Origin of the sequence: Arthrobacter alpinus, from assembly GCF_001445575.1 — a bacterium.
Taxonomy (GTDB): Bacteria; Actinomycetota; Actinomycetes; order Actinomycetales; family Micrococcaceae; genus Specibacter; species Specibacter alpinus_C.
Window position 1 is genome coordinate 3,276,280 of record NZ_CP013200.1, and the last position, 19,702, is coordinate 3,295,981.

The window sequence follows — 19,702 nt, forward strand, 5'->3', positions numbered from 1 at the left end:
CGCTAAATTGCTCTTGCTTGTATACATAGAACGGGTATTGTGTTCTGTAGAGCACCAGTAGATGTCCTGTCGAGCACCACTAAACGAGCAGGAAACACAGGTAATGACTAGTAAGGGAGGAACCATGCGAGCTAGCGAACGCGCCTACGCCACACTGCGTAGCGACATCATCAACTGGCGGTTGACTCCCGGCACGGTGTTGGGCGAGGTAGAACTCTCCGCACGGTTGGGGGTATCCCGTACTCCTATACGTGAGGCACTGGCCAAGCTCACAGCTGAAGGCCTCTCCGAGCCGCAAAGCGGGCGCGGGGTGGTGGTCAGTGAAATTTCACTTGACCATCTGGATGAGTTGTTCGAACTCCGCACTGCCTTGGAGTGCCGGGCCGCCGAGCTGGCGGCCCAGCGCTGCGATCCGGAGATTTTCTCCAACCTCCACCATCAGCTTCTCAATGCAGGAGAACTCATTACCGCCGAGGATCCCTCCCGTGCTGACTACTACCAGCTGGCAGCTGACTTGGACGCGGCGGTGGATGCCGCCGTCGGCAATCACTACCTCACCCAGGCCCTGAAGAATCTGAGGGTTCATCTGGTCCGGGTACGGCGATTGGGCAAGGACAACCCCGCCAGGCTGCGCGATGCGGCCAGGGAACACGCCGCAATTGCCCTCGCCATCGCCAACCGCAACCCAGCTGTGGCCAGCGCAGCCACCACGGTTCACCTAGATAACAGTCTGCGCCACCTACTAAGCACCGCCTCCTAAATTTTCCCCACATTTTTGTATCACCTGCGAAAGGAACATCATGACCATCGATCACAATGTCCGCGTTTACAAGAGCGAAGAGAACCTGGCCCGCAAGGACCAGCTTGCCCACAAGATCGCTACCGTGGCTGCTGACCCCGTGGCCGTGACCGCCGAGGTCACCGACATGATCATCAACCGCGTGATTGATAACGCCTCCGTTGCCATCGCCTCTCTAAACCGCGGCCCCATTGTTGCGGCCCGCGCCCAGGCACTCACCCATGCCCCGTCCACCGGCGGCTCCGGCGCCTCCGTCTTCGGCATCACTGAGAAGGTTTCCCCCGAGTGGGCAGCCTGGGCCAACGGCGTTGCTGTTCGCGAACTGGATTACCACGACACGTTCTTGGCCGCCGAGTACTCACACCCCGGGGACAACATTCCGCCGATCCTGGCCGTTGCCCAGCACACCGGCGCCTCAGGTGCTGACCTGATCCGCGGCATCGCCACCGGTTACGAGATTCAGGTTGACCTGGTCAAGGCCATTTGCCTGCACAAGCACAAGATTGACCATGTTGCTCACCTGGGCCCGTCCGCGGCAGCCGGTATTGGCACCCTGTTGAACCTTGAAGTTGAGACCATATTCCAGGCCGTGGGTCAGGGCCTGCACACGACCACCGCCACCCGCCAGTCACGCAAGGGCGAGATCTCCACCTGGAAGGCACACGCCCCTGCGTTCGCCGGCAAGATGGCCGTTGAGGCTGCCGACCGTGCCATGCGCGGCCAGACATCACCGGTACCGATCTATGAGGGCGAAGACGGCGTCATCGCCTGGATGCTCGACGGCGCCGACGCCCAGTACACCGTTCCCCTGCCTGCCGCCGGCGAGGCCAAGCGCGCCATCATGGACACCTACACCAAGGAACACTCCGCCGAGTACCAGGCACAGGCGTGGATTGACTTGGCCCGCAAGCTGCACGGCGAACACCCCGAGGCGACCGACCCCGCCAACGTTGCCAGCGTGCTGATCAAGACCAGCCACCACACTCACTACGTGATTGGCTCCGGCGCCAACGATCCCCAGAAGTACGATCCCACCGCATCACGGGAAACCCTTGACCATTCCATCCCGTACATCTTCACGGTGGCCCTCCAGGATGGCGCGTGGCACCACGTTGACTCCTATTCCCCGAGCGTGCCGGCCGCCCCGACACTGTGGAGTTGTGGCACAAGGTCACCACGGAAGAAGACGCCGAGTGGACGCGTCGCTACCACTCCCTGGACATCGCCGAGAAGGCCTTCGGTGGCACGGTGGTCATCACACTGAACGATGGGACTGTCATTGAAGACTCCATCGCCGTAGCCGACGCACACCCGCTGGGCGCCCGGCCGTTTGCCCGCGAGCAGTACATCAACAAGTTCCGCACCCTGGCCACAGGCCTGGTCGAGGACGCCGAGATCGACCGCTTCATCGCGGCAGCGGAAAACCTGCCCAACCTGGCCGCAGGGGAACTGAACCAGCTCAACATCACGGCAGCTCCCGGCGTCGTGGATCTGGCAGCCGCACCCAAGGGACTGTTCTAACATGTTGTACTCGAAGAAGACTCCCGAGCAGAAGCGCCGGGACCTCCGGGCTATGCTGGTTCCCGGCGCAGCCGTGCAGTTCCCGGGCGCCTTCAACCCGCTCTCGGCCCGCCTCATTGAGGAAAAGAAGTTCGACGGCGTGTACATCTCCGGCGCTGTCCTGGCCAACGATCTGGGCCTGCCAGACATTGGCATGACCACGCTGACAGAGGTGGCCACGCGCGGCGGCCAGATTGCCCGCATGACGGATTTGCCGTGCCTGATCGATGCCGACACCGGCTTTGGTGAGCCCATGAACGTGGCCCGTACCATTCAGGAGTTGGAGAATGCCGGGCTGTCCGGTTGCCACATTGAGGACCAGTTCAATCCGAAGCGTTGCGGCCACCTCGATGGCAAGAACATGGTGGATCTGGACACGGCCGTCAAGCGCATTGCCGCCGCCGCCGATGCCCGCCGCGATCCGAACTTTTTGATCATGGCCCGCACGGACATCCGCGCGGTAGAAGGCTTGGATGCCGCCATTGACCGGGCTAAGGCCCTGGTCGACGCCGGAGCTGACGCGATCTTCCCCGAAGCCATGAAGTCCGTGGCCGAGTTCGAAGCCGTGTGCAAGGCTGTGAACGTGCCGGTGCTGGCAAACATGACCGAGTTCGGCAAGAGCGAACTGTTTACACGTGACGCGTTGGCCGCGGCCGGGGTTGCCATGATCATCTACCCGGTGACGTTGTTACGTAGTGCGATGGGTGCAGCAGAGCGCGTATTGGAGGCTATTGCCGCCGATGGAACGCAGGAAGCTGCCGTTCCAGAAATGCTCACGCGCGCCAGACTCTACGATCTGGTTGACTATGAGGCGTACAACCAGTTTGATACGGGTATCTTCAATTTTCAGATTCCCAGCTTGGACATTGCCACCAATAACGCGAATCTCTAATCAACAACGTCGTTTGAAGAAGGAGTGCTCACTGTGAGTGAAGAAGAAGTACGCAAGGGTCTGGCCGGCGTCGTTGCCGATTACACCGCGGTTTCCAAGGTCAACCCGGAGTCGAACTCGCTGTTGTACCGCGGCTATCCCGTGCAGGAACTGGCGGCAGGCAAGTCCTTTGAAGAGGTAGCGCTGCTGCTCTGGAACGGGGATCTGCCTACTCCCACTGAACTGGCTGACTTTGAGGCGTTCGAGCGCGCAAACCGCGCCCTCGATCCTCGCGTCAAGGCTGCCATTGATCTCTTGCCGTTGGATTGCCACCCCATGGATGTGGGCCGCACCGCCGTATCGGTGTTGGGCGCGGCCCATCCGCTGGCCGAGGATTCCTCTCCTGAGGCAGAATTGTCCAAGGCCAAGTCGCTGTTCGCGCAGTTCCCGGCCGTGGTCGCCTACGATCAGCGCCGCCGTCGTGGTTTGGCATTGGTGGAACCACGCGCCGATCTGAACTATTCACAAAACTTCCTGTGGATGAGCTTTGGCGAAGAAGCAGCCCCGGAAGTTGTGGATGCATTCCGCGTCTCCATGGTGTTGTACGCGGAGCACTCCTTCAACGCCTCCACGTTCACCGCACGCGTGATCACCTCAACCCTGTCGGATCTGCATTCGGCAGTCACCGGCGCCATTGGCGCGCTGAAGGGCCCGCTACACGGCGGGGCCAACGAGGCCGTCATGCATACCTTTGACGAGATCGGCATCCGCAAGGAGGAGACCCGCGAGGAGGCCGCTGCCCGCGCCAAGGCATGGATGGAAGACGCGCTGGCGCAGAAGAAGAAGGTCATGGGCTTTGGGCACCGCGTGTACAAGCACGGGGACTCGCGCGTTCCCACCATGAAGGGCGCGTTGGATAAGATGATCGCGCACTTTGATCGTCCCGAAATGCTGGGCCTGTACGACGGTCTGGAGCAGGCCATGGACGAGGCCAAGGCCATCAAACCGAACCTCGATTACCCGGCCGGACCCACGTACCACCTGATGGGTTTTGACACGGACATGTTCACGCCCATCTTCATCGCCGCCCGGATCACCGGCTGGACGGCACACATCATGGAGCAACGCGCCGCCAACTCGCTGATCCGCCCGTTGAGCGCGTACAACGGCGTTGACGAACGGCACTTGGGGTGACCCAAGTCCGCTGACGGGGCCCACTGTGAGCGTGCTCGCGATGGGAGCAAGGCAGGAACAGCTGGGGAACAACGAACGGGAGCTCACCTTCCTTGGGAAGGTGAGCTCCCGTTCGTTGCCACCTCACCGCGAAACGCGTCATCACCTTTCGGGTTCATTCTTCCGACGCGTCATCACCTTTCGGGTTCATTCTTCCGACGCGTCATCACCTTTCGGGGTCTCCCCACCAATGCTCCGTCACTTTTTGCCCTGTTGCGGGTACTGTGAGGAAATATACGTGTAGCCGCCATCAAGGAGCATCATGGAAAAGTCATCACTGAAAGCGTTGGCCCGGGAGTTACTGGTTTCGGCCAAGTCCAAAAACAGCGGTCGCAGTGCCCGGACGGTCTATGGCGGGCATGAGAAGGTCCTGCGCCAGACGGTGGTGGCCCTAACCGCGGGAAGCTCCCTGGATGAGCATGACAATCCCGGCGAGGCCACGGTGCAGGTCCTCAGCGGCCGGCTGGTGTTGAAAGCTGGCGACGTTTCCTGGGAAGGCTCCCCCGGGGACCATCTCGTGGTCCCGTCGGTCCGGCACTCCGTGAATGCACTGGAAGACTGCACCTTCTTATTGACGGTGGCCAAGCCTTAGCGCTGCCGAAATCAGCTGCCGGACGAATCCGCTGGGAGCTGTCCACGCGGAGAGGTGTGGGAGCTGGAGGCGACGGTTTCGTTGTCGTTGTTCAGCACAACGCGCCAGTGGCCGCGCTCCCCTGCTAGGAATGCTGGCAGCCAGTGAATGGCGTCGGCCCACATCTTGGCATGGGGCAGGTCGGTGCACGGATACCACTGCGGGGCGATCTCGGAGCTTTCTTGGGGCTCGCCGTCGAACTTTCGGCACAAGAAGACGGTGGTAAACATATCCCACGCGGGCTTAGCAGGGAACACAAACTCCACGGTTCCCGCGGGAATCAGATCCATGGCATGGATAGTGAGAGAGGTTTCCTCCGCCACTTCGCGGCAGATGGCAGCGACTATGCTCTCGCCCGGTTCCACGTGCCCGCCAATCCCCACAACTTTTCCGGCACCCATTCCGGTCTTTTTCAGTCCGAGCAGCACTTCTTGACCGGTGCTGCCCTCACGGAGCAGGAAACACAGGGTCACATCGGCGGCGGTCATGCTTCCAGCCTACCTTTCAGTCCGACAAGCCAGCCCTCGAAGCCAGTCCCAGAAGCCGGCTCTAGTAGTCTGTCCGGTTTTCGTTGTTCCGCCACTGATCAAACGGATCCACGGCGTTGCCTGTGCTCAGGCTCGCCACCGGCATCAGAGCACCGTCATTTCCGGCGTCGAAGTACTCGTAGAAGAGCGCATCATCAAAGCCGGCAGCGGCCGCATCGTGACGGTCTGCTGCGAAGTACACCCGGCTGATCCTCGCCCACAACGCGGACGCCAGACACATGGGACAGGGCTCGCAACTGGTGTACAGCGTGGCTCCAGACAAATCAAAGCTGCCCACACCCTGGCAAGCATTGCGAATGGCGCTCACTTCGGCGTGGGCGGTGGGATCCAAGGTGGCGGTGACCCGGTTCAGGCCCGCAAACTCTTGCCCGTCGGCCGTCACAACGATGGCGCCAAAGGGCCCACCGTTGTTGAGCACATTGTCTGTGGCCAGCTTTACGGCTCTGGCCAAATACTGTTCGGCCACAGGCTGATCGGGTCCTTGCGATGCTTCCATGAGGGCTGCTCCTTCTGTGCCGAGTGTGCAGAGGAACCGGACCATACCTGACCCGGCCGTGATGTGTCTGCCGAAGATTTCTTGTGGTTAGGAGGCAGCCAACGGACTGTTGCGCCCGCTCAACTTGAGACTAACAACCCCGTGCCCACTGACCAAGTTGCCCTTGACTGTCCCGTCTGGTGCCTCGCAGAATCACGGAGTCGGAGCACGGACGTGCCGGCTCGGGCCCAGAGGTTAGCGCGGCATGTGCGCTCGGTGTTAGGAGAACTGTTTGCTGCACCATTTTGTCTGCAACGACAATGACGTTGGAGCATCACCATGAGCAACCCCGGCCCCTTAGCTGCCCGCCAGGTGGACACGGCCCGTGCCGCGGCCGCAGCCGTCACAGTTGACTATGAGGTACTGCCCTCACCCGTCTCGGTGCGCGATGCCCTCGCTGCAGGCTCTTGCCAAGGTACGCCCAAGACCATCAGTCGTGGTGGTGCTCGGGCTGCTCTTGCCACCGCGCACAGGGTGCTCGCCGGTGTCACCGAGTTTTCCCATCAAGAGCACTTCTACTTTGGAGAGTCAGGCTGCGTTGGCCACCGTGGACGAGGGTGGCCAGCTTTTGGTACAAAGCAGCACTCAGCACCCCTCGGAAACACAGGAAGTCCTAACTCATGTGCTGAACCGCCCGCTCCACGAGGTCACCGTGCAGAGTCTGCGCATGGGTGGCGGCTTCGGCGGCAAGGAAATGCCATCCCATGGATTTGCGGCCATTGCTGCCCTAGGCACTCTCCTCACTGGCCGCCCCGCCAGGGTGCGATCACCCCGGAACGGATGCGGCCTTTGCTTGAAGGTCAGGCCGCGGTGAGCGTTCATCACACGCCGCGCCCAGAGGTAGTCCTGGATGGGCTTCCGCAGGGGGCCTTCATTCTTGTGCTAACGCATGATCATGCCGAGGACCTGATTCTGTGCGCGGCTGCGCTGCGGTCCCAGCCGTCCTACATTAGGCTGATTAGCTCCCACAGCAAATGGCAGCGATTTTGCAAAAGGCTACTCGAAGAGGGCCACGATGAAGAGCAGATCAGCTCAACTACCAGCTCATCGGCCTACCTTCCATCACCGGCAAGGATCCTGTTAGCATTGCCATTGCCGCGGATCTGACCAGCCGCTGGGAGTCACGCCAGGGCTGAAATTGCCGCCAGGCCGCCAGTTCCTGACCGCGGATAGACCTCCATGACGTCCATTTCGCAGTAGGGCTTGACGCGAAAGCACGCTGTAGATTCAGTTACGCGCCCCGTCTGCTCGGCTTGGCATTCACCGGGACTACCCGAGGGCGCGGGGGTGCGCGGCGGCGTACACTTCACGCAAGGTCTCAGCAGTGACCAGCGTGTAAACCTGTGTTGTGGTCACCGAGGCGTGGCCCAAGAGTTCCTGAACAACACGCACATCGGCCCCACCTTCTAACAAGTGGGTGGCAAATGAATGGCGCAGCGTGTGGGGTGAGACTTCAGCATCCACCTGAGCCTTCTCGGCCACGGACTTCAAAATGGTCCACACGCTTTGGCGGCTGATCCGTCCGCCCCGTGCATTGAGGAACAGCGCAGGTGTTCCCTTGCCCTTGGCGACCAGCGCAGGCCTCCCCCGGACCAGATAGGCTTCCAAGGCTCGCAGGGCGTAAGAGCCAATAGGTACGATCCGTTCCTTGGAGCCCTTACCAAACAAGCGAACCAGCGAGGGCCCATCCTCGGATTCGGAGGGAAGCACCAGATCATCCACGTCCAGCCCCACGGCTTCACTGATGCGGGCACCTGTGGAGTACAAGAACTCCAACATGGCCGCGTCCCGGAGACCGGTAGGGGTCTCGGATCCGGCTGCTTCAAGGATGCGGGTGACGTCGTGAACACTAATGGCCTTGGGGAGCCGGCGGCCAGCCTGCGGCGGGTGAATGTCGGTGGCCGGGTCGGCTGTGCTGATGCCTTCCAGAGCCCAAAATTTGTGGAGTCCCCGCACCGATACCACGGTGCGCGCCACGGACCGCAGCCCGAGCGCCGATCCCCCATCTGCGCCGTCGGACAGGCCCTGGGAAAACTCACTAATATGGCGGCGAGTTATCTGCTCCACCTGGGTAATTCCGGCCGCTTGCAGGAACAGCCCATAGCGGCGCAGATCGCGCTCGTACGCTTGCAAGGTGTTTGGAGCCAAACCGCGCTCCACGCTGACATGCAATAAATAGTCGCGGATGAGCCGTTCCACCTCTGATGAGACTGGCAGGGGTGGCGCACCACTGGGTGCGAGGGACGTCACTGGCCGCGCTGGGCCGGATGTTCCGGCCACGGCGCGTTAGCATCGCGCAGCTGGCTGAAACCGTTGCGGGAAGCCTGAGCTGCCGCCAAAATACCGACGACGGCGGACGGGTTGTGTATGCGGCCGGCCAGGACCGCATCTGCAGCCTCGTCCAGGTCAACCCAAGCGAACGTGATTTCAGCTTCCTCGTCGGTGCGCACATGGCGTTCGTTCTCAGGAACCTCGGAAATCCCGCGGGCCAGGTAGATCCTGATCGCCTCGCTGGATGATCCAGGAGTGGTGAAATAGTCGGTGAGCACATGCCATTGGGCTGCTACGAGGTCTGCCTCTTCGGCCAGTTCGCGAGCAGCGCCAACAACAAAGTTCTCGCCTTCAACATCCAGGAGCCCGGCGGGGATCTCCCATAGGACCATTTGCACCGGATGCCGGTACTGGCTCAGCAGCAGTACCTGGTTTTGCTCGTTGAGCACCACAACTGCCACGGCCCCGGGATGAGCCATGTAGTCGCGAGTGATCGGTTGCGCCTCGGGGGTGAGGCTGAACGTATCCGAGACAATGTCCCAGATGCGCCCTTGGTACACCGTCGAGGAGGACTGCAGTGTGCGGTTGCTAAACGTGTCCGCCAAAGTTCCGGAGTCCTGCCCCATTGACGGTGTACCAAGGTTTGTCACTTAGACCTCCAGCAGCCGGGTGGCGTTCTGACGGTTCAAAGCGGCAGCAATCAGGCCAGCGAACAGTGCGTGCGGCCGGGTGGGGCGCGAGCTCAGTTCCGGGTGTGCCTGAGTGGAGACGTAGTACGGGTGAACGTCGGCTGGCAGCTCCACAAATTCAACAAGCTTGCCATCGGGTGAGGTTCCGGAGAACACCAACCCGGCAGCAGCGATCTGCTCCCGGTACTTGTTGTTGACTTCGTAGCGGTGACGGTGACGTTCGGAGACGTCAGTGGTTCCGTACGTTGTTGCAACAACGGAGCCTTCCGTGAGCACGGCCGGGTAGAGACCCAGACGCATGGTGCCGCCAAGATCGCCCTTGCCGGCCACAATGTCCTGCTGCTCTTCCATGGTGGCAATGACGGGGTAGGTGGGGTTGTCATCAAACTCCGAGGAGGATGCGCCTTCCAGACCAACCACGTTACGGGCATACTCGATGACCATGCTCTGCAGACCAAGGCACAGTCCTAGCGTGGGGATCTGGTTTTCGCGGGCAAACTTCAAGGCGCCCAGCTTGCCTTCAAGCCCACGGATACCGAAGCCACCGGGAACGCAGATAGCGTCAACGTCAGCCAAGGCCTTCTTGGCGCCAGCTTCCGTAGCGCATTCATCCGACGGGACCCAGCGGATCTTCACGCGTGCAGCGTTGGCGAAACCGCCGGCGCGCAGCGCTTCGGTCACGGAGAGGTAAGCATCCGGCAGATCGATGTACTTACCAACCAAGGCGACTTCAACGTGGTGAGCCGGGTTGTGAACAACCTCAAGGAGCTTGTCCCACTTGGTCCAGTCAACATCCTTGAAGGACAGGCCCAAGGCCCGCACAATGTAGGAATCCAGGCCCTGCGCGTGGAGGGTCTTGGGAATGTCGTAGATGCTGGGCGCATCGGGGCAACCGATGACTGCTTCAACGTCAACGTCGCAGGCACGGCCAATTTTGACGTGCATGGCCTCGGGCAATACCCGGTCCGAGCGAAGAATCAGAGCGTCGGGCTGAATACCCAAGGAGCGCAGTGCGGCCACTGAGTGCTGCGTGGGCTTGGTCTTGAGTTCGTGAGACGGGCCAATATAGGGAACCAGAGAAACGTGTGCGAAGAACACATTGTTGCGGCCCACGTCCTGGCGCACCTGGCGTGCGGATTCCATGAACGGCTGGGACTCGATGTCGCCTACCGTGCCACCAATTTCGGTGATGATGACATCGGGAGGGTTGGAACCCTCAGCAGGCAAACGCATGCGGCGCTTGATTTCATCGGTGATGTGCGGGATGACCTGGACGGTATCGCCCAAGTACTCGCCGCGGCGTTCCTTCGCGATGACGGTGGAGTAGACCTGGCCAGTTGTCACATTGGCAGATCCCTCCAAGTTTTCATCGAGGAAGCGTTCGTAATGGCCAATGTCCAGGTCGGTTTCGGCGCCATCGTCCGTGACGAAGACTTCACCGTGCTGGAAGGGATTCATTGTGCCTGGATCCACGTTGAGATAGGGATCGAGTTTCTGCATTGTGACCGACAGGCCACGTGCACGCAGCAGATGGCCGAGGCTTGAAGCCGTCAGCCCTTTGCCGAGCGAGGACGCGACTCCGCCAGTGACGAAGATGTGTTTGGTCGTCTTGGACTGACCACTGAACCGGGAATTTGATCGTTGCACCACGGAATTCGAGCCTATCATCTAATGAGCCAATATGCGTTCGCGAACGGCATGCAATTTCTGCACTGCCACCCCTTGTTTCTACCCTGTTGAGCGTGCGCCCTGAGCCAAAAGTTCCTTGGCGTGGGCCTGTGCAGTGGCTGAATCCTCCTGCCCGGCAAGCATTCGCGCCAATTCCACCACCCGTTCCTCGTAGTTCAAAAGCCGGACATTGCTGGTGGTTATTCCTGTTGAGTTTTTGCTCACAGAACTCTTGGTGACCAGAATATGTTGGTCGGCAAACGCGGCTACTTGAGGCAAGTGCGTCACCACAAGCACCTGCACGTGTTCGGCCAACATGGCGAGCCTGCGGCCAATTTCCACAGCAGCCTTGCCGCCCACCCCGGAGTCCACTTCGTCAAAGACAAAAGTGGGCACGGGATCCACGGCTGCCAGCACTACTTCCAGCGCCAGCATCACACGGGAAAGCTCACCGCCGGAGGCTCCCTTGCCCAAAGGACGTGGGAGAGCGCCGGCGTGGGGGCCAGCAGGAAGGAAATGTCATCCTCACCGTGGATGGTGCGTTCGGTCGCGGTGATCTCAATGACCAGCCGGGCATCAGGCATGGCAAGGGCTTTCAGCTCGGCACTGACGGCCTTGGCAAGCTTCTCGGCAGCCTTGCGCCGCAACACGGTGACTTCGCCAGCCAGGGTGCCCAGCTCGGCTAGGGCAGCTACTTCTTCGGCTTCGAGAGATTCGATCCGGCCACTGTCATCACTGAGCTCACTCAAGCGCACCCGTGCAGTATCCGCCCAGATGATCACTTCATCGATGCTTGGAGCATATTTACGGACCAGGACAGCAAGTTCACCACGACGGTCCTCTACCTCGGCCAAGCGGCCCGGCCCCTCGGAGTCAAGGGACGTGGCATAGCTGGCCAGGTCTCTAGCAATATCGGCCAGCAAATAACCCACCTCGGAAAGGCGCTTAGTGGTTTGAGCTAATTCTTCATCAGCCTCCGCGACCGCTTCCACCAACCGCTTGGCGTTATCCACCAGTGTTGCCGCGTCCAAGCCGTCACCGTAATCGGCAGCACTGAGGGCCTCATGCGCACTCAGCGTAGCTTTTCGTAGTTCCTCCACATTGCCCAGCTTGACGGCCTGGGCCTTAAGAAGTTCATCCTCAGCATCCAGGGGTGCCACAGCGTCAATCTCTGCCAATGCGGTAGTCAACGATTCGGCTTCACGCAGGCGTTCCCGGCTGGCTGAGCGCAACTCCTGCAGTTCACTCTGGATGGCCCGCCAGCGTTCAAAAACACTCCGGTAGCTGCGCATTTTGGCGGCGAAACCCTTGTTGGCCTCGGCCGCAAACTTATCCAGCGCCACGCGCTGAGCGGACGGGTTTTTCAAGCGAATCTGGTCCGATTGTCCATGCACAGCGACGAGGGAATCACCGATCTCGTTGAGCACGCCGATGGGTGCGCTGCGACCCCCAACATGCGCGCGGCTGCGTCCATCTGCATTGACTGTGCGGGCCAGAATCAGCTGTGCACCGCCATCGAACTCATCAATTTCGGCACCGGCTTCCAGTGCCCGCAACAGTACCGGGTGCCCTGCCGGAAGGGTGACTGTGGCCTCTGCGGAGGCTGTTTTGGCGCCATTGCGCACAGCACCGGCATCTGCCCTGTTTCCCAGAAGGAGTCCGACGGCGGTTACGACCATGGTCTTTCCGGCACCGGTTTCACCGCTGACAACGCTCAGGCCAGGGCCCAGCGGAAGGGTGGATTCGGAGATGACGCCGAGGTCGCGGATGCGAATTTCTTCAATCATGGGCGGTCCTGATCATAGAATCCGGTGGTCCCCGAATAGCTGGTTTCATGGGGCGGGAGCATCAGGTCCGGAACCTGTGGAACGTGGCCCGCGGGTGGACCTTCCAGAGGAAACTTGGGCTTGGGCGTTTTGATGATGGGCAGCTGCGAAGTGGGTGCTGGCGACTCATCCAACGTGGGCCCACGCCAGCCTTGAACGGGCAGTTCAAACTTACGCACCAAGCGTTCGGAGAACGTGGACTGCTGGGTCCGAGCCAGCTTCACCGGCTTGGGTGAACGGGTGACCTCGATGCGGGCCCCTGGTAGTAGGTCCACGGTGCGGCGGCCGTCACACCAGATGACACCATAGGCACCATTGCGGCTCAACACTTCCACCGCCAGCATGGATGTGGGGGCAACCACCAAGGGTTTGGCGAACAATGCGTGGGCGCTGATGGGCACCATCAACAGGGCTTCCACGCCGGGCCACACCACGGGGCCACCGGCGGAAAAGGCATAAGCCGTAGAACCTGTGGGGGTGGCCATGACCACGCCGTCGCAGCCGTAGGACGTCAGGGGCCGGCCGTCCACTTCGGTAACAACTTCAATCATGCGTTCTCGGTTGCCTTTTCCAGGGCAACCTCATTCAGCGCCCAGGTGTGGGCAACCACTTTGCCGGCAACCTTAACAATCACGTCCAGGCACATGCGTTCCTCGACAGAATAGCGGCGTTGGACCACTGCTGAGACGGTTTGGATGAGCTCTTCGCGCTCGCTCTCAGCGAGGAATCCCACATGGCCCAAGTTAACCCCGAGCAGAGGAACATCGTAATCACGGACCAGCTCGGCTGCCCGCAGAATGGTCCCGTCGCCGCCCAGAACCATGACCAGTTCAATGTCTGCCAACGTGACGTCCCGGTCAAGGATCTCCATGTTGACGCTAGAAACACCCAAGTACCCTGTCATATCGGCCAGTTCGTCGGCGTACATGACGGGAACAATACTGTTTGCATGAAGTTCCACGCACGCCTCGAGGGCTGCCAGCATCGACTCTTCACGGCCAGTATGGGCCAGAATCAAGACGCGCCGTGTCATGTGCTGTTTCCTCATCACGTTGTAGCAGGAGAACTTATTACTGGACTACTTGCTGCCAGCCCCGTGAGCAGCGGGCCACAGTTGGGCCAGCAGCGTCTGAACTGCCAGCTCTTGTTCTTCGATCTTAGGCGCAGGCCCTGACACTTCACGGCTAGCCAGGAGAAAATACTCAACATTTCCCTCTTGGCCGGGCAGGGAACTGGTGCCAATGCCGTGCAGACGCAGTCCGTTCGCGACGGCGGACTGGGCAACCAGGGCGACTGCCCGGCGTCGTTCATTCTCACTGCTGACAACACCCGTGCGGGCCAGGCGGTCCTTGCCCACCTCAAACTGGGGTTTGACCATGAGCAGCAGCTCACCGCCCTCCTTGGTGGCCAAGGTCAAGGGGCCCATGACCTTCGTCAGGGAGATGAAGGACAGGTCACAAACTGTGAGGTCTGCTGCACCACCCATGTCCTCGGGGTGCATGTAGCGAATGTTGAGGCCCTCGTAGACTTCCACACGAGGATCGTTGCGCAGGGACTCAACTAGCTGTCCGTGCCCCACATCCACGGCGGCGACCTTGGCCGCACCGTTGCGCAGCAAAACGTCAGTGAAGCCACCTGTTGAGGCGCCTGCGTCAAAGCAGCGCTTGCCTGCAATGCTGACCTGCGGGAAATGCGCCAGGGCACCAGCCAGTTTGTGGCCGGCGCGGGAGACGTAGTCCTCTTCTGTCCCGGGGCCAGTTCCAGCAGCATCAGCTCCGTGACAGGGTGTGCGGCCTTGGCTGAGGTGATGCCATCAACGCTGACCCGGCCAGCCTTGATGAACGTGGCGGCCATGGTCCGTGACTGGGCTAGGCCGCGGTTGACCAGTTCTTGGTCCAATCGGGTCATGGGGATACTCCTTTGAGTGCGGCGGAGGGGTCGGCGTTAAGTTCGCTTTCCAGCCCCACTAAGACGGTGGCGTACAGCTCTTTGTGGTCCCCACCGGGAGCTGGCCAGCCTGAGCGGCCAGCTCCACCAGCGAGTCAACACCGGGATCGCCGGTGGGCTGGGACGCTGCGATTATTGCTTCGTTCATGGGAGGGTGCTGTGCCAGGTGATGACTGGCGTGGTTGCCGCATCCGCCTGGGGCACTGCTGCCCACCACGCGGCACACGCGGCCCGCCACGCATCTGGATCGTCGGTGGTGCCTGCAATGTGAACGGTGTCCACGGACTCGCCGTCACTTCCACGCGTTACGGTCGCGGCAGCGGCACCACAGGTGACTGTTGCGCCGTCGAACTCAATGTCCGGGTAGGCGCTGTACAGCTCCTTCAGCGTAGGGATGATGAACGTGGGCCGCTCGGCTGTGCAAGCGCGCAGCGCCGTTTCGCCCGAATCCACACCCGTCAGGACTAGGGCCGTGGCCATTCCTGCGTTGTTGCCGCCCAGAATGTCGGTGTCCAGTCGGTCGCCCACCACCAAGGGCGCCTTGGCACCCAAACGATTGGCGGCTGTATGGAACAGGGGCGCTTCAGGCTTGCCAGCAACCATCGGATCAAATCCGACGGCGGCGCGCACCGCTGCGACCAAGGTCCCGTTTCCGGGAGCGATCCCCCTGTCGCGGGGAATGGTCATGTCAGTGTTTGTGGCAATCCAGGCCGCACCGCCCTTGATCGCGAAAGTCGCTTCAGCGAGATCCACCCAGCCAAGAGCAGGGTCAAAACCTTGGATCACCACGTCCGGGGCGTCCTGGGCACTGGCAACAACCTTCATGCCAAGGTCCAGTACTTCCTGCGCGAGCGCTGCACTGCCGGTGACAAGCACCTTGGAGCCTGCAGGAAACTTCGTGGCCAAGAGGGCAGCGCCCGCCTGGGCGGAACTGACCACTTGGCCATCGTCGGCAGGAGCGCCCAAGTCGCGTAAATGTGCAGCGACCTGCGCTGGCGTACGCGATGCGTTATTCGTCACGTACGCCAGCTTGACGTTCTTCTCGGCAAGGCCGTTCAGAGCGTCAATAGCACCGGGGATAGCGGCTGGACCGGCGTATACGACGCCGTCCAGATCCGCCAGCACCGCATCAAATGCAGTCAGCAAGATATCAGCTGTCACTGCTGCGCTCGTCGGAATCCTCGCCTTCAGCGGCGTTCAATTCATCTGACTCCACGCTGTCAGCGTCTGATTCAGCATCATCCGATTCGAAGTAGGAAGACTGAGCGTCATCCACGTTCGGCTCGTCCCGCTGCTCAACGTCGGCATCATCGGCGGTGAGCTCAGCGCTCTCCAACTTGGCGGCGTCGTCCATGACCGGCGCGGTGGCCGGTTCCATGACGTCAGCAACGCGGACACGGGCACGAGGGGAATCCAAGGGGATCTCCTCATCGTCGCCGAGGTCCATGATGATCTGGTCGAAACCTTCATCGACACCCAGGGCCTCCTCGGCAACGAGTGCCTGGCGCTCCCACGTCTTGGCCTCGTCCTTACGGCCAGCGGCGCGCAGCACCATGCCATAGGCACGGAACAGACGGGGGCTGTAGGAGAAGGCGCGGTTCATATCCAGCTGCGGGATTTCAAGAGCGGACAGAGCCGCGTCCATCTCGCCGAGGTCTCCACGAGCACCAGATTCAACAATGGCCAGTTCCACCTTGCCGGCGGTGTCCAAAGTTTCAGCATCCTCTGACTTGATCAAGTCAATGGCACGGTCGGGGCGACCCAAGCCGCGTTCGCAGTCCGCCATGAGGGGCAGGTGAGTGTTGGAGCCACTGATGCGACGGTAGGTGCGCAGTTCGCGCAGCGCCTCGCCGTACTTGCCAGCTGCATACGCAGTCATGGCAACGGCTTCACGGACACAGGCCAGACGGCCACCGCGACGGCTTGCAGCAAGAGCGTGCTCGAAGGCCAGCTCCGGCTCGATGTCGATCAAACGGCCAGCCATGACCAAGTGCTTGGAAACCCATTCGTTGTTGCGTGAATCCAAGATGCGCAGCTGGGCGCGAGTTACCTTGTCCAGCTCTTCACCGGTGACATCGGGATCGATGTGAGGTGAACGGTCGCGGTCCGGGCGGTTGGAGCTGCGCAGGTCACCTGCGTTGTGCTCAGGCGCAACACGGGGTCCACGGTTTTCGCGATCGCCAAATGACGGGCGGTCATTGCTACGTGCCGGACGGTCACCGTATGAGGGGCGGTCGCCACTGGGGCGTCCACCCTGAGCACCGCGGTTATCGCGGTCACCGAAAGAGGGGCGGTCGTTGCTACGAGCGGGGCGGTCACCGTAAGGACGGTCTCCACCTGAACGAGCCGGGCGGTCGTCGCGGTTGCCGTATGAGGGGCGCGAATCACGGTCACCGTATGAGGGGCGGTCGCCGCTGGGGCGTCCACCCTGGCCACCGCGGTTATCGCGGTCACCGAAAGAGGGGCGGTCGTTGCTACGAGCGGGGCGGTCACCGTAAGGACGGTCTCCACCTGAACGAGCCGGGCGGTCGTCGCGGTTGCCGTATGAGGGGCGCGAATCACGGTCACCGTATGAGGGGCGGTCGCCGCTGGGGCGTCCACCCTGGCCACCGCGGTTATCGCGGTCACCGAAAGAGGGGCGGTCGTTGCTACGAGCGGGGCGGTCACCGTAAGGACGGTCTCCACCTGAACGAGCCGGGCGGTCGTCGCGGTTGCCGTATGAGGGGCGCGAATCACGGTCACCGTATGACGGGCGATCGCCACTGGGGCGTCCACCCTGGCCGCCGCGGTTATCGCGGTCACCGAAAGAGGGGCGGTCGTTGCTACGAGCGGGGCGGTCACCGTAAGGACGGTCTCCACCTGAACGAGCCGGGCGGTCACCGTATGACGGGCGATCGCCGCTGGGGCGCCCACCCTGGCCGCCGCGGTTATCGCGGTCACCGAAAGAGGGGCGATCGTTGCTACGAGCGGGGCGGTCACCGTAAGGACGGTCTCCACCTGAACGAGCCGGGCGGTCACCGTATGACGGGCGATCGCCACTGGGGCGTCCACCCTGAGCACCGCGGTCACCGTAAGAGGGGCGATCGTTGCTACGAGCCGGGCGGTCACCGTAAGGACGGTCTCCACCTGAACGAGCCGGGCGGTCGTCGCGGTTGCCGTATGAGGGGCGCGAATCACGGTCACCGTATGACGGGCGATCGCCACTGGGGCGTCCACCCTGGCCACCGCGGTTATCGCGGTCACCGAAAGGCTTGCGGTCTTCGCGACGTCCGTTGACCATGGGACGGTCGGCGCTACGGTTGTCACGGTCGCCGTATGAGGGGCGGTCGTTGCTGCGTGAGGGACGGTCACCATATGAGGGACGGTCGCCACCTGAACGTGCGGGACGGTCACCCTGGCCACCGCGGTTATCGCGATCGCCGGCGGGACGGCCGTTGTTGCCACCACGCTCGTTGTACGGGCGCGCCGGTTGGCGGTCGTTAGTCGGGGGGCGATCAGAGTAGGGCCGATTGCCTGCACCCTTGTTGTCGCTTCCGCGAGAATTGTCCTCGCGCTTACCTTCGTACTGCTCAGCCATGCCGACTCCTAAACCTTCGAGCGCACTAACTGGCACAGTAACAGCCGCTCTTCACTATTGATATTCTACGAAAAATCCTTGGACCCCTTGGTCCATCCTCTAGTCTAGTCGAGATGAACGGCTCCACCCATGAATCTGGCGTATCTGGACAAGATGAGTGACCAATCACAAGTAAAGGCGTTCTCTGAGTCACTTTGCTGATCGAGAACTTGCTCCCAGCTGATCGTTACGCGCGTCATGCTTTCGTTCGCGGTTTCAAACTTTACGTCTACGTCATTGGAACCTAAATTTTCGTCACCAAGAGTCCAATGGAATCTAATAAGTCCCGGCGAATCCCACTCTTGAATCTCCGCCCAAATCACTTCATCGCCATCCTCCGACTCTTCCACCAAATGGTCCCGCAAGATGGCGACGTGGCTACCCTCCCCAAACACACTCTGTTCCGCAACAGGCCACCAAAGATGGACGGAATCAGAGAAGCCGTCGAACGCCTGATCAACCGGAACATCAATAATGACTGACTGCTCACACGGATCGGCCTCACGTGGCGAAACGTAGTCCGGCTCAGGGGTGTGGGAAAAAAGATTATGCATCAGGCAACCTTACTCTTCAAGTAAGGCAATGGCCTGCCCCACCGCCTTATGGAGATCCTTAAGCCCGTGCAGGTCCAAGGGAATCACGGCCGAGGGTTCATCCACGTCTTTGGCGACGCGCCAAAGTTCGATCGCCATGTCGACCGGATCGCCATCTTCTTGCCCGTCCATCACAAACAAGTTGATGAGATGAGCAACTGGCGGCGTAAACCTGGCCAACAAGGCCCGTTGCTCAGCAAACTCCGGGTCCAAGGAAACAACCACATCCTTCGCCACGTAGTCCCTGTGGTCATAGAGGCGCATGCGCATGGTGCACTCGTGCCAATTCTGGGACAGAGTCTCTTCACACCACGGTTTGCACTCAAACGCTTCTTCCAAAGCAAGCACTGCCTTCCTCCTCACCGATATCCTGACTGACACTTGAAGGCTAACCCAAGGGTCTGACATGAGAACTGACAGGCACTCCCCCAAACGCCTTTTATGGACGACGCCGGCTGCATGCATGGGCAGCTGATCCTGAGTTGCGCTGGCGAGCCTGGATGCACCCGGTGTAGTTCTGGTTGTTAAATAAGTGTGGCCACCCGGGGTGGGGTGGCCGTGTTTGTTCGGGGTGTTAAATGTGGGGAGGCCCCACACCAGTGTTGGTGTGGGGCCTCGACCCTTTTTTTACGTGTTGTCCGGCGGTGTCCTACTCTCCCACATCCTCACGAATGCAGTACCATCGGCGCTGTGGGTCTTAGCTTCCGGGTTCGGAATGGGACCGGGCGTTTCCCCCACGCTATGACCACCGTAACTCGTTCCCCAGTTCCAGTTTCCTGGTTGGGTGGCTTGTTGGGTGTTCTTGTTATGGAACAACAGTATTTTATTATACAGGCTCTTCGTGTTTCTCTTTTCACCAGGAACTGGTGGGTAGAGTCACAGTAAAGGAACCTGTTTTTTTTGGTTTCAACTTAA

The 19,702-nt window shown here is 61.0% G+C and carries 15 protein-coding genes, 1 rRNA gene and 5 pseudogenes; 7 read left to right on the top strand and 14 right to left on the bottom strand.

Translation table 11 applies throughout. From position 1 onward, the window contains the following. Positions 1–124 precede the first annotated feature (124 nt). From AS189_RS14615 to AS189_RS14635, 5 genes and pseudogenes are all read left to right on the top strand, one after another. Positions 125–760 (top strand): GntR family transcriptional regulator, encoded by a 636-nt coding sequence (locus tag AS189_RS14615; protein ID WP_062290451.1) that lies wholly within the window; start codon positions 125–127, stop codon positions 758–760. A 40-nt stretch (positions 761–800) separates the two neighbouring features. Then, positions 801–2,320 (top strand): annotated as a pseudogene (locus AS189_RS14620) (MmgE/PrpD family protein). Position 2,321: 1 nt separating this feature from the next. Next, on the top strand, positions 2,322–3,251 hold the full coding sequence (prpB, locus tag AS189_RS14625) for a methylisocitrate lyase (RefSeq protein ID WP_062290453.1): 930 nt from the start codon (positions 2,322–2,324) through the stop codon (positions 3,249–3,251). Between the two features lie 33 nt (positions 3,252–3,284). Next, the gene (locus AS189_RS14630) at positions 3,285–4,424 is read left to right on the top strand and encodes a bifunctional 2-methylcitrate synthase/citrate synthase (protein WP_062290455.1); all 1,140 of its coding nucleotides are present in this window, start codon (positions 3,285–3,287) and stop codon (positions 4,422–4,424) included. Positions 4,425–4,725: 301 nt separating this feature from the next. Next, the gene (locus AS189_RS14635) at positions 4,726–5,055 is read left to right on the top strand and encodes a cupin domain-containing protein (protein ID WP_062290458.1); all 330 of its coding nucleotides are present in this window, start codon (positions 4,726–4,728) and stop codon (positions 5,053–5,055) included. An 11-nt stretch (positions 5,056–5,066) separates the two neighbouring features. Here the strand turns inward: AS189_RS14635 and AS189_RS14640 are convergent, their stop codons facing one another. Together AS189_RS14640 and AS189_RS14645 are read right to left on the bottom strand one after the other, a co-directional pair. Beyond that, a complete protein-coding gene (locus tag AS189_RS14640; protein ID WP_062290461.1) occupies positions 5,067–5,582 on the bottom strand; it encodes an 8-oxo-dGTP diphosphatase in 516 nt (171 codons plus the stop codon). A 61-nt stretch (positions 5,583–5,643) separates the two neighbouring features. Next, entirely contained in the window at positions 5,644–6,138 is a 495-nt protein-coding gene (locus AS189_RS14645; protein WP_062290464.1) for a nucleoside deaminase, read from the bottom strand. A gap of 360 nt (positions 6,139–6,498) precedes the next feature. Between AS189_RS14645 and AS189_RS19585 the strand changes: the two are divergent. Together AS189_RS19585 and AS189_RS21325 are read left to right on the top strand one after the other, a co-directional pair. After that, positions 6,499–6,952: pseudogene (locus tag AS189_RS19585) on the top strand (molybdopterin cofactor-binding domain-containing protein); the annotation flags it as partial. Positions 6,953–6,957: 5 nt separating this feature from the next. After that, complete coding sequence (locus AS189_RS21325) at positions 6,958–7,284, top strand: XdhC family protein (protein WP_082634335.1); 327 nt, start codon at positions 6,958–6,960, stop codon at positions 7,282–7,284. Positions 7,285–7,446: 162 nt separating this feature from the next. Here AS189_RS21325 and xerD read toward each other — a convergent pair whose 3' ends face one another. The 12 genes and pseudogenes from xerD to rrf form a co-directional block, all read right to left on the bottom strand. Further along, positions 7,447–8,376: a site-specific tyrosine recombinase XerD gene (gene xerD / locus AS189_RS14660; RefSeq protein WP_424580671.1), complete on the bottom strand. Its 930-nt coding sequence runs from the start codon at positions 8,374–8,376 to the stop codon at positions 7,447–7,449. Positions 8,377–8,423: 47 nt separating this feature from the next. After that, entirely contained in the window at positions 8,424–9,074 is a 651-nt protein-coding gene (locus tag AS189_RS14665; protein WP_062290477.1) for an NUDIX domain-containing protein, read from the bottom strand. Positions 9,075–9,098: 24 nt separating this feature from the next. Then, positions 9,099–10,805, bottom strand: coding sequence for a CTP synthase (locus tag AS189_RS14670; protein ID WP_062290480.1), 1,707 nt, complete (start codon positions 10,803–10,805; stop codon positions 9,099–9,101). Between the two features lie 60 nt (positions 10,806–10,865). Continuing rightward, positions 10,866–12,592 (bottom strand): annotated as a pseudogene (gene recN, locus AS189_RS14675) (DNA repair protein RecN). Then, a pseudogene (locus AS189_RS14680) lies at positions 12,589–13,664 on the bottom strand (NAD kinase). Before AS189_RS14680 ends, recN begins: the two co-directional pseudogenes overlap by 4 nt. A 45-nt stretch (positions 13,665–13,709) precedes the next feature. Further along, a pseudogene (locus tag AS189_RS14685) lies at positions 13,710–14,539 on the bottom strand (TlyA family RNA methyltransferase). A 58-nt stretch (positions 14,540–14,597) separates the two neighbouring features. Further along, positions 14,598–14,726, bottom strand: coding sequence for a hypothetical protein (locus AS189_RS21035; protein ID WP_272946729.1), 129 nt, complete (start codon positions 14,724–14,726; stop codon positions 14,598–14,600). Further along, on the bottom strand, positions 14,723–15,739 hold the full coding sequence (locus tag AS189_RS14690) for an HAD-IIA family hydrolase (RefSeq protein ID WP_062290483.1): 1,017 nt from the start codon (positions 15,737–15,739) through the stop codon (positions 14,723–14,725). Before AS189_RS14690 ends, AS189_RS21035 begins: the two co-directional genes overlap by 4 nt. Further along, the gene (locus AS189_RS20865; RefSeq protein ID WP_237759869.1) at positions 15,729–18,155 is read right to left on the bottom strand and encodes a hypothetical protein; all 2,427 of its coding nucleotides are present in this window, start codon (positions 18,153–18,155) and stop codon (positions 15,729–15,731) included. Before AS189_RS20865 ends, AS189_RS14690 begins: the two co-directional genes overlap by 11 nt. Positions 18,156–18,259: 104 nt before the next feature. After that, positions 18,260–18,748 carry an SRPBCC domain-containing protein gene (locus AS189_RS14705; protein ID WP_062290488.1) on the bottom strand — a complete coding sequence of 163 codons (489 nt, stop codon included), beginning with the start codon at positions 18,746–18,748 and terminating at the stop codon, positions 18,260–18,262. A gap of 9 nt (positions 18,749–18,757) precedes the next feature. Continuing rightward, on the bottom strand, positions 18,758–19,135 hold the full coding sequence (locus AS189_RS14710) for a hypothetical protein (RefSeq protein WP_062290491.1): 378 nt from the start codon (positions 19,133–19,135) through the stop codon (positions 18,758–18,760). 288 nt (positions 19,136–19,423) lie between these two features. Further along, positions 19,424–19,540 (bottom strand): 5S ribosomal RNA (rrf, locus tag AS189_RS14715). Positions 19,541–19,702: the final 162 nt, after the last annotated feature.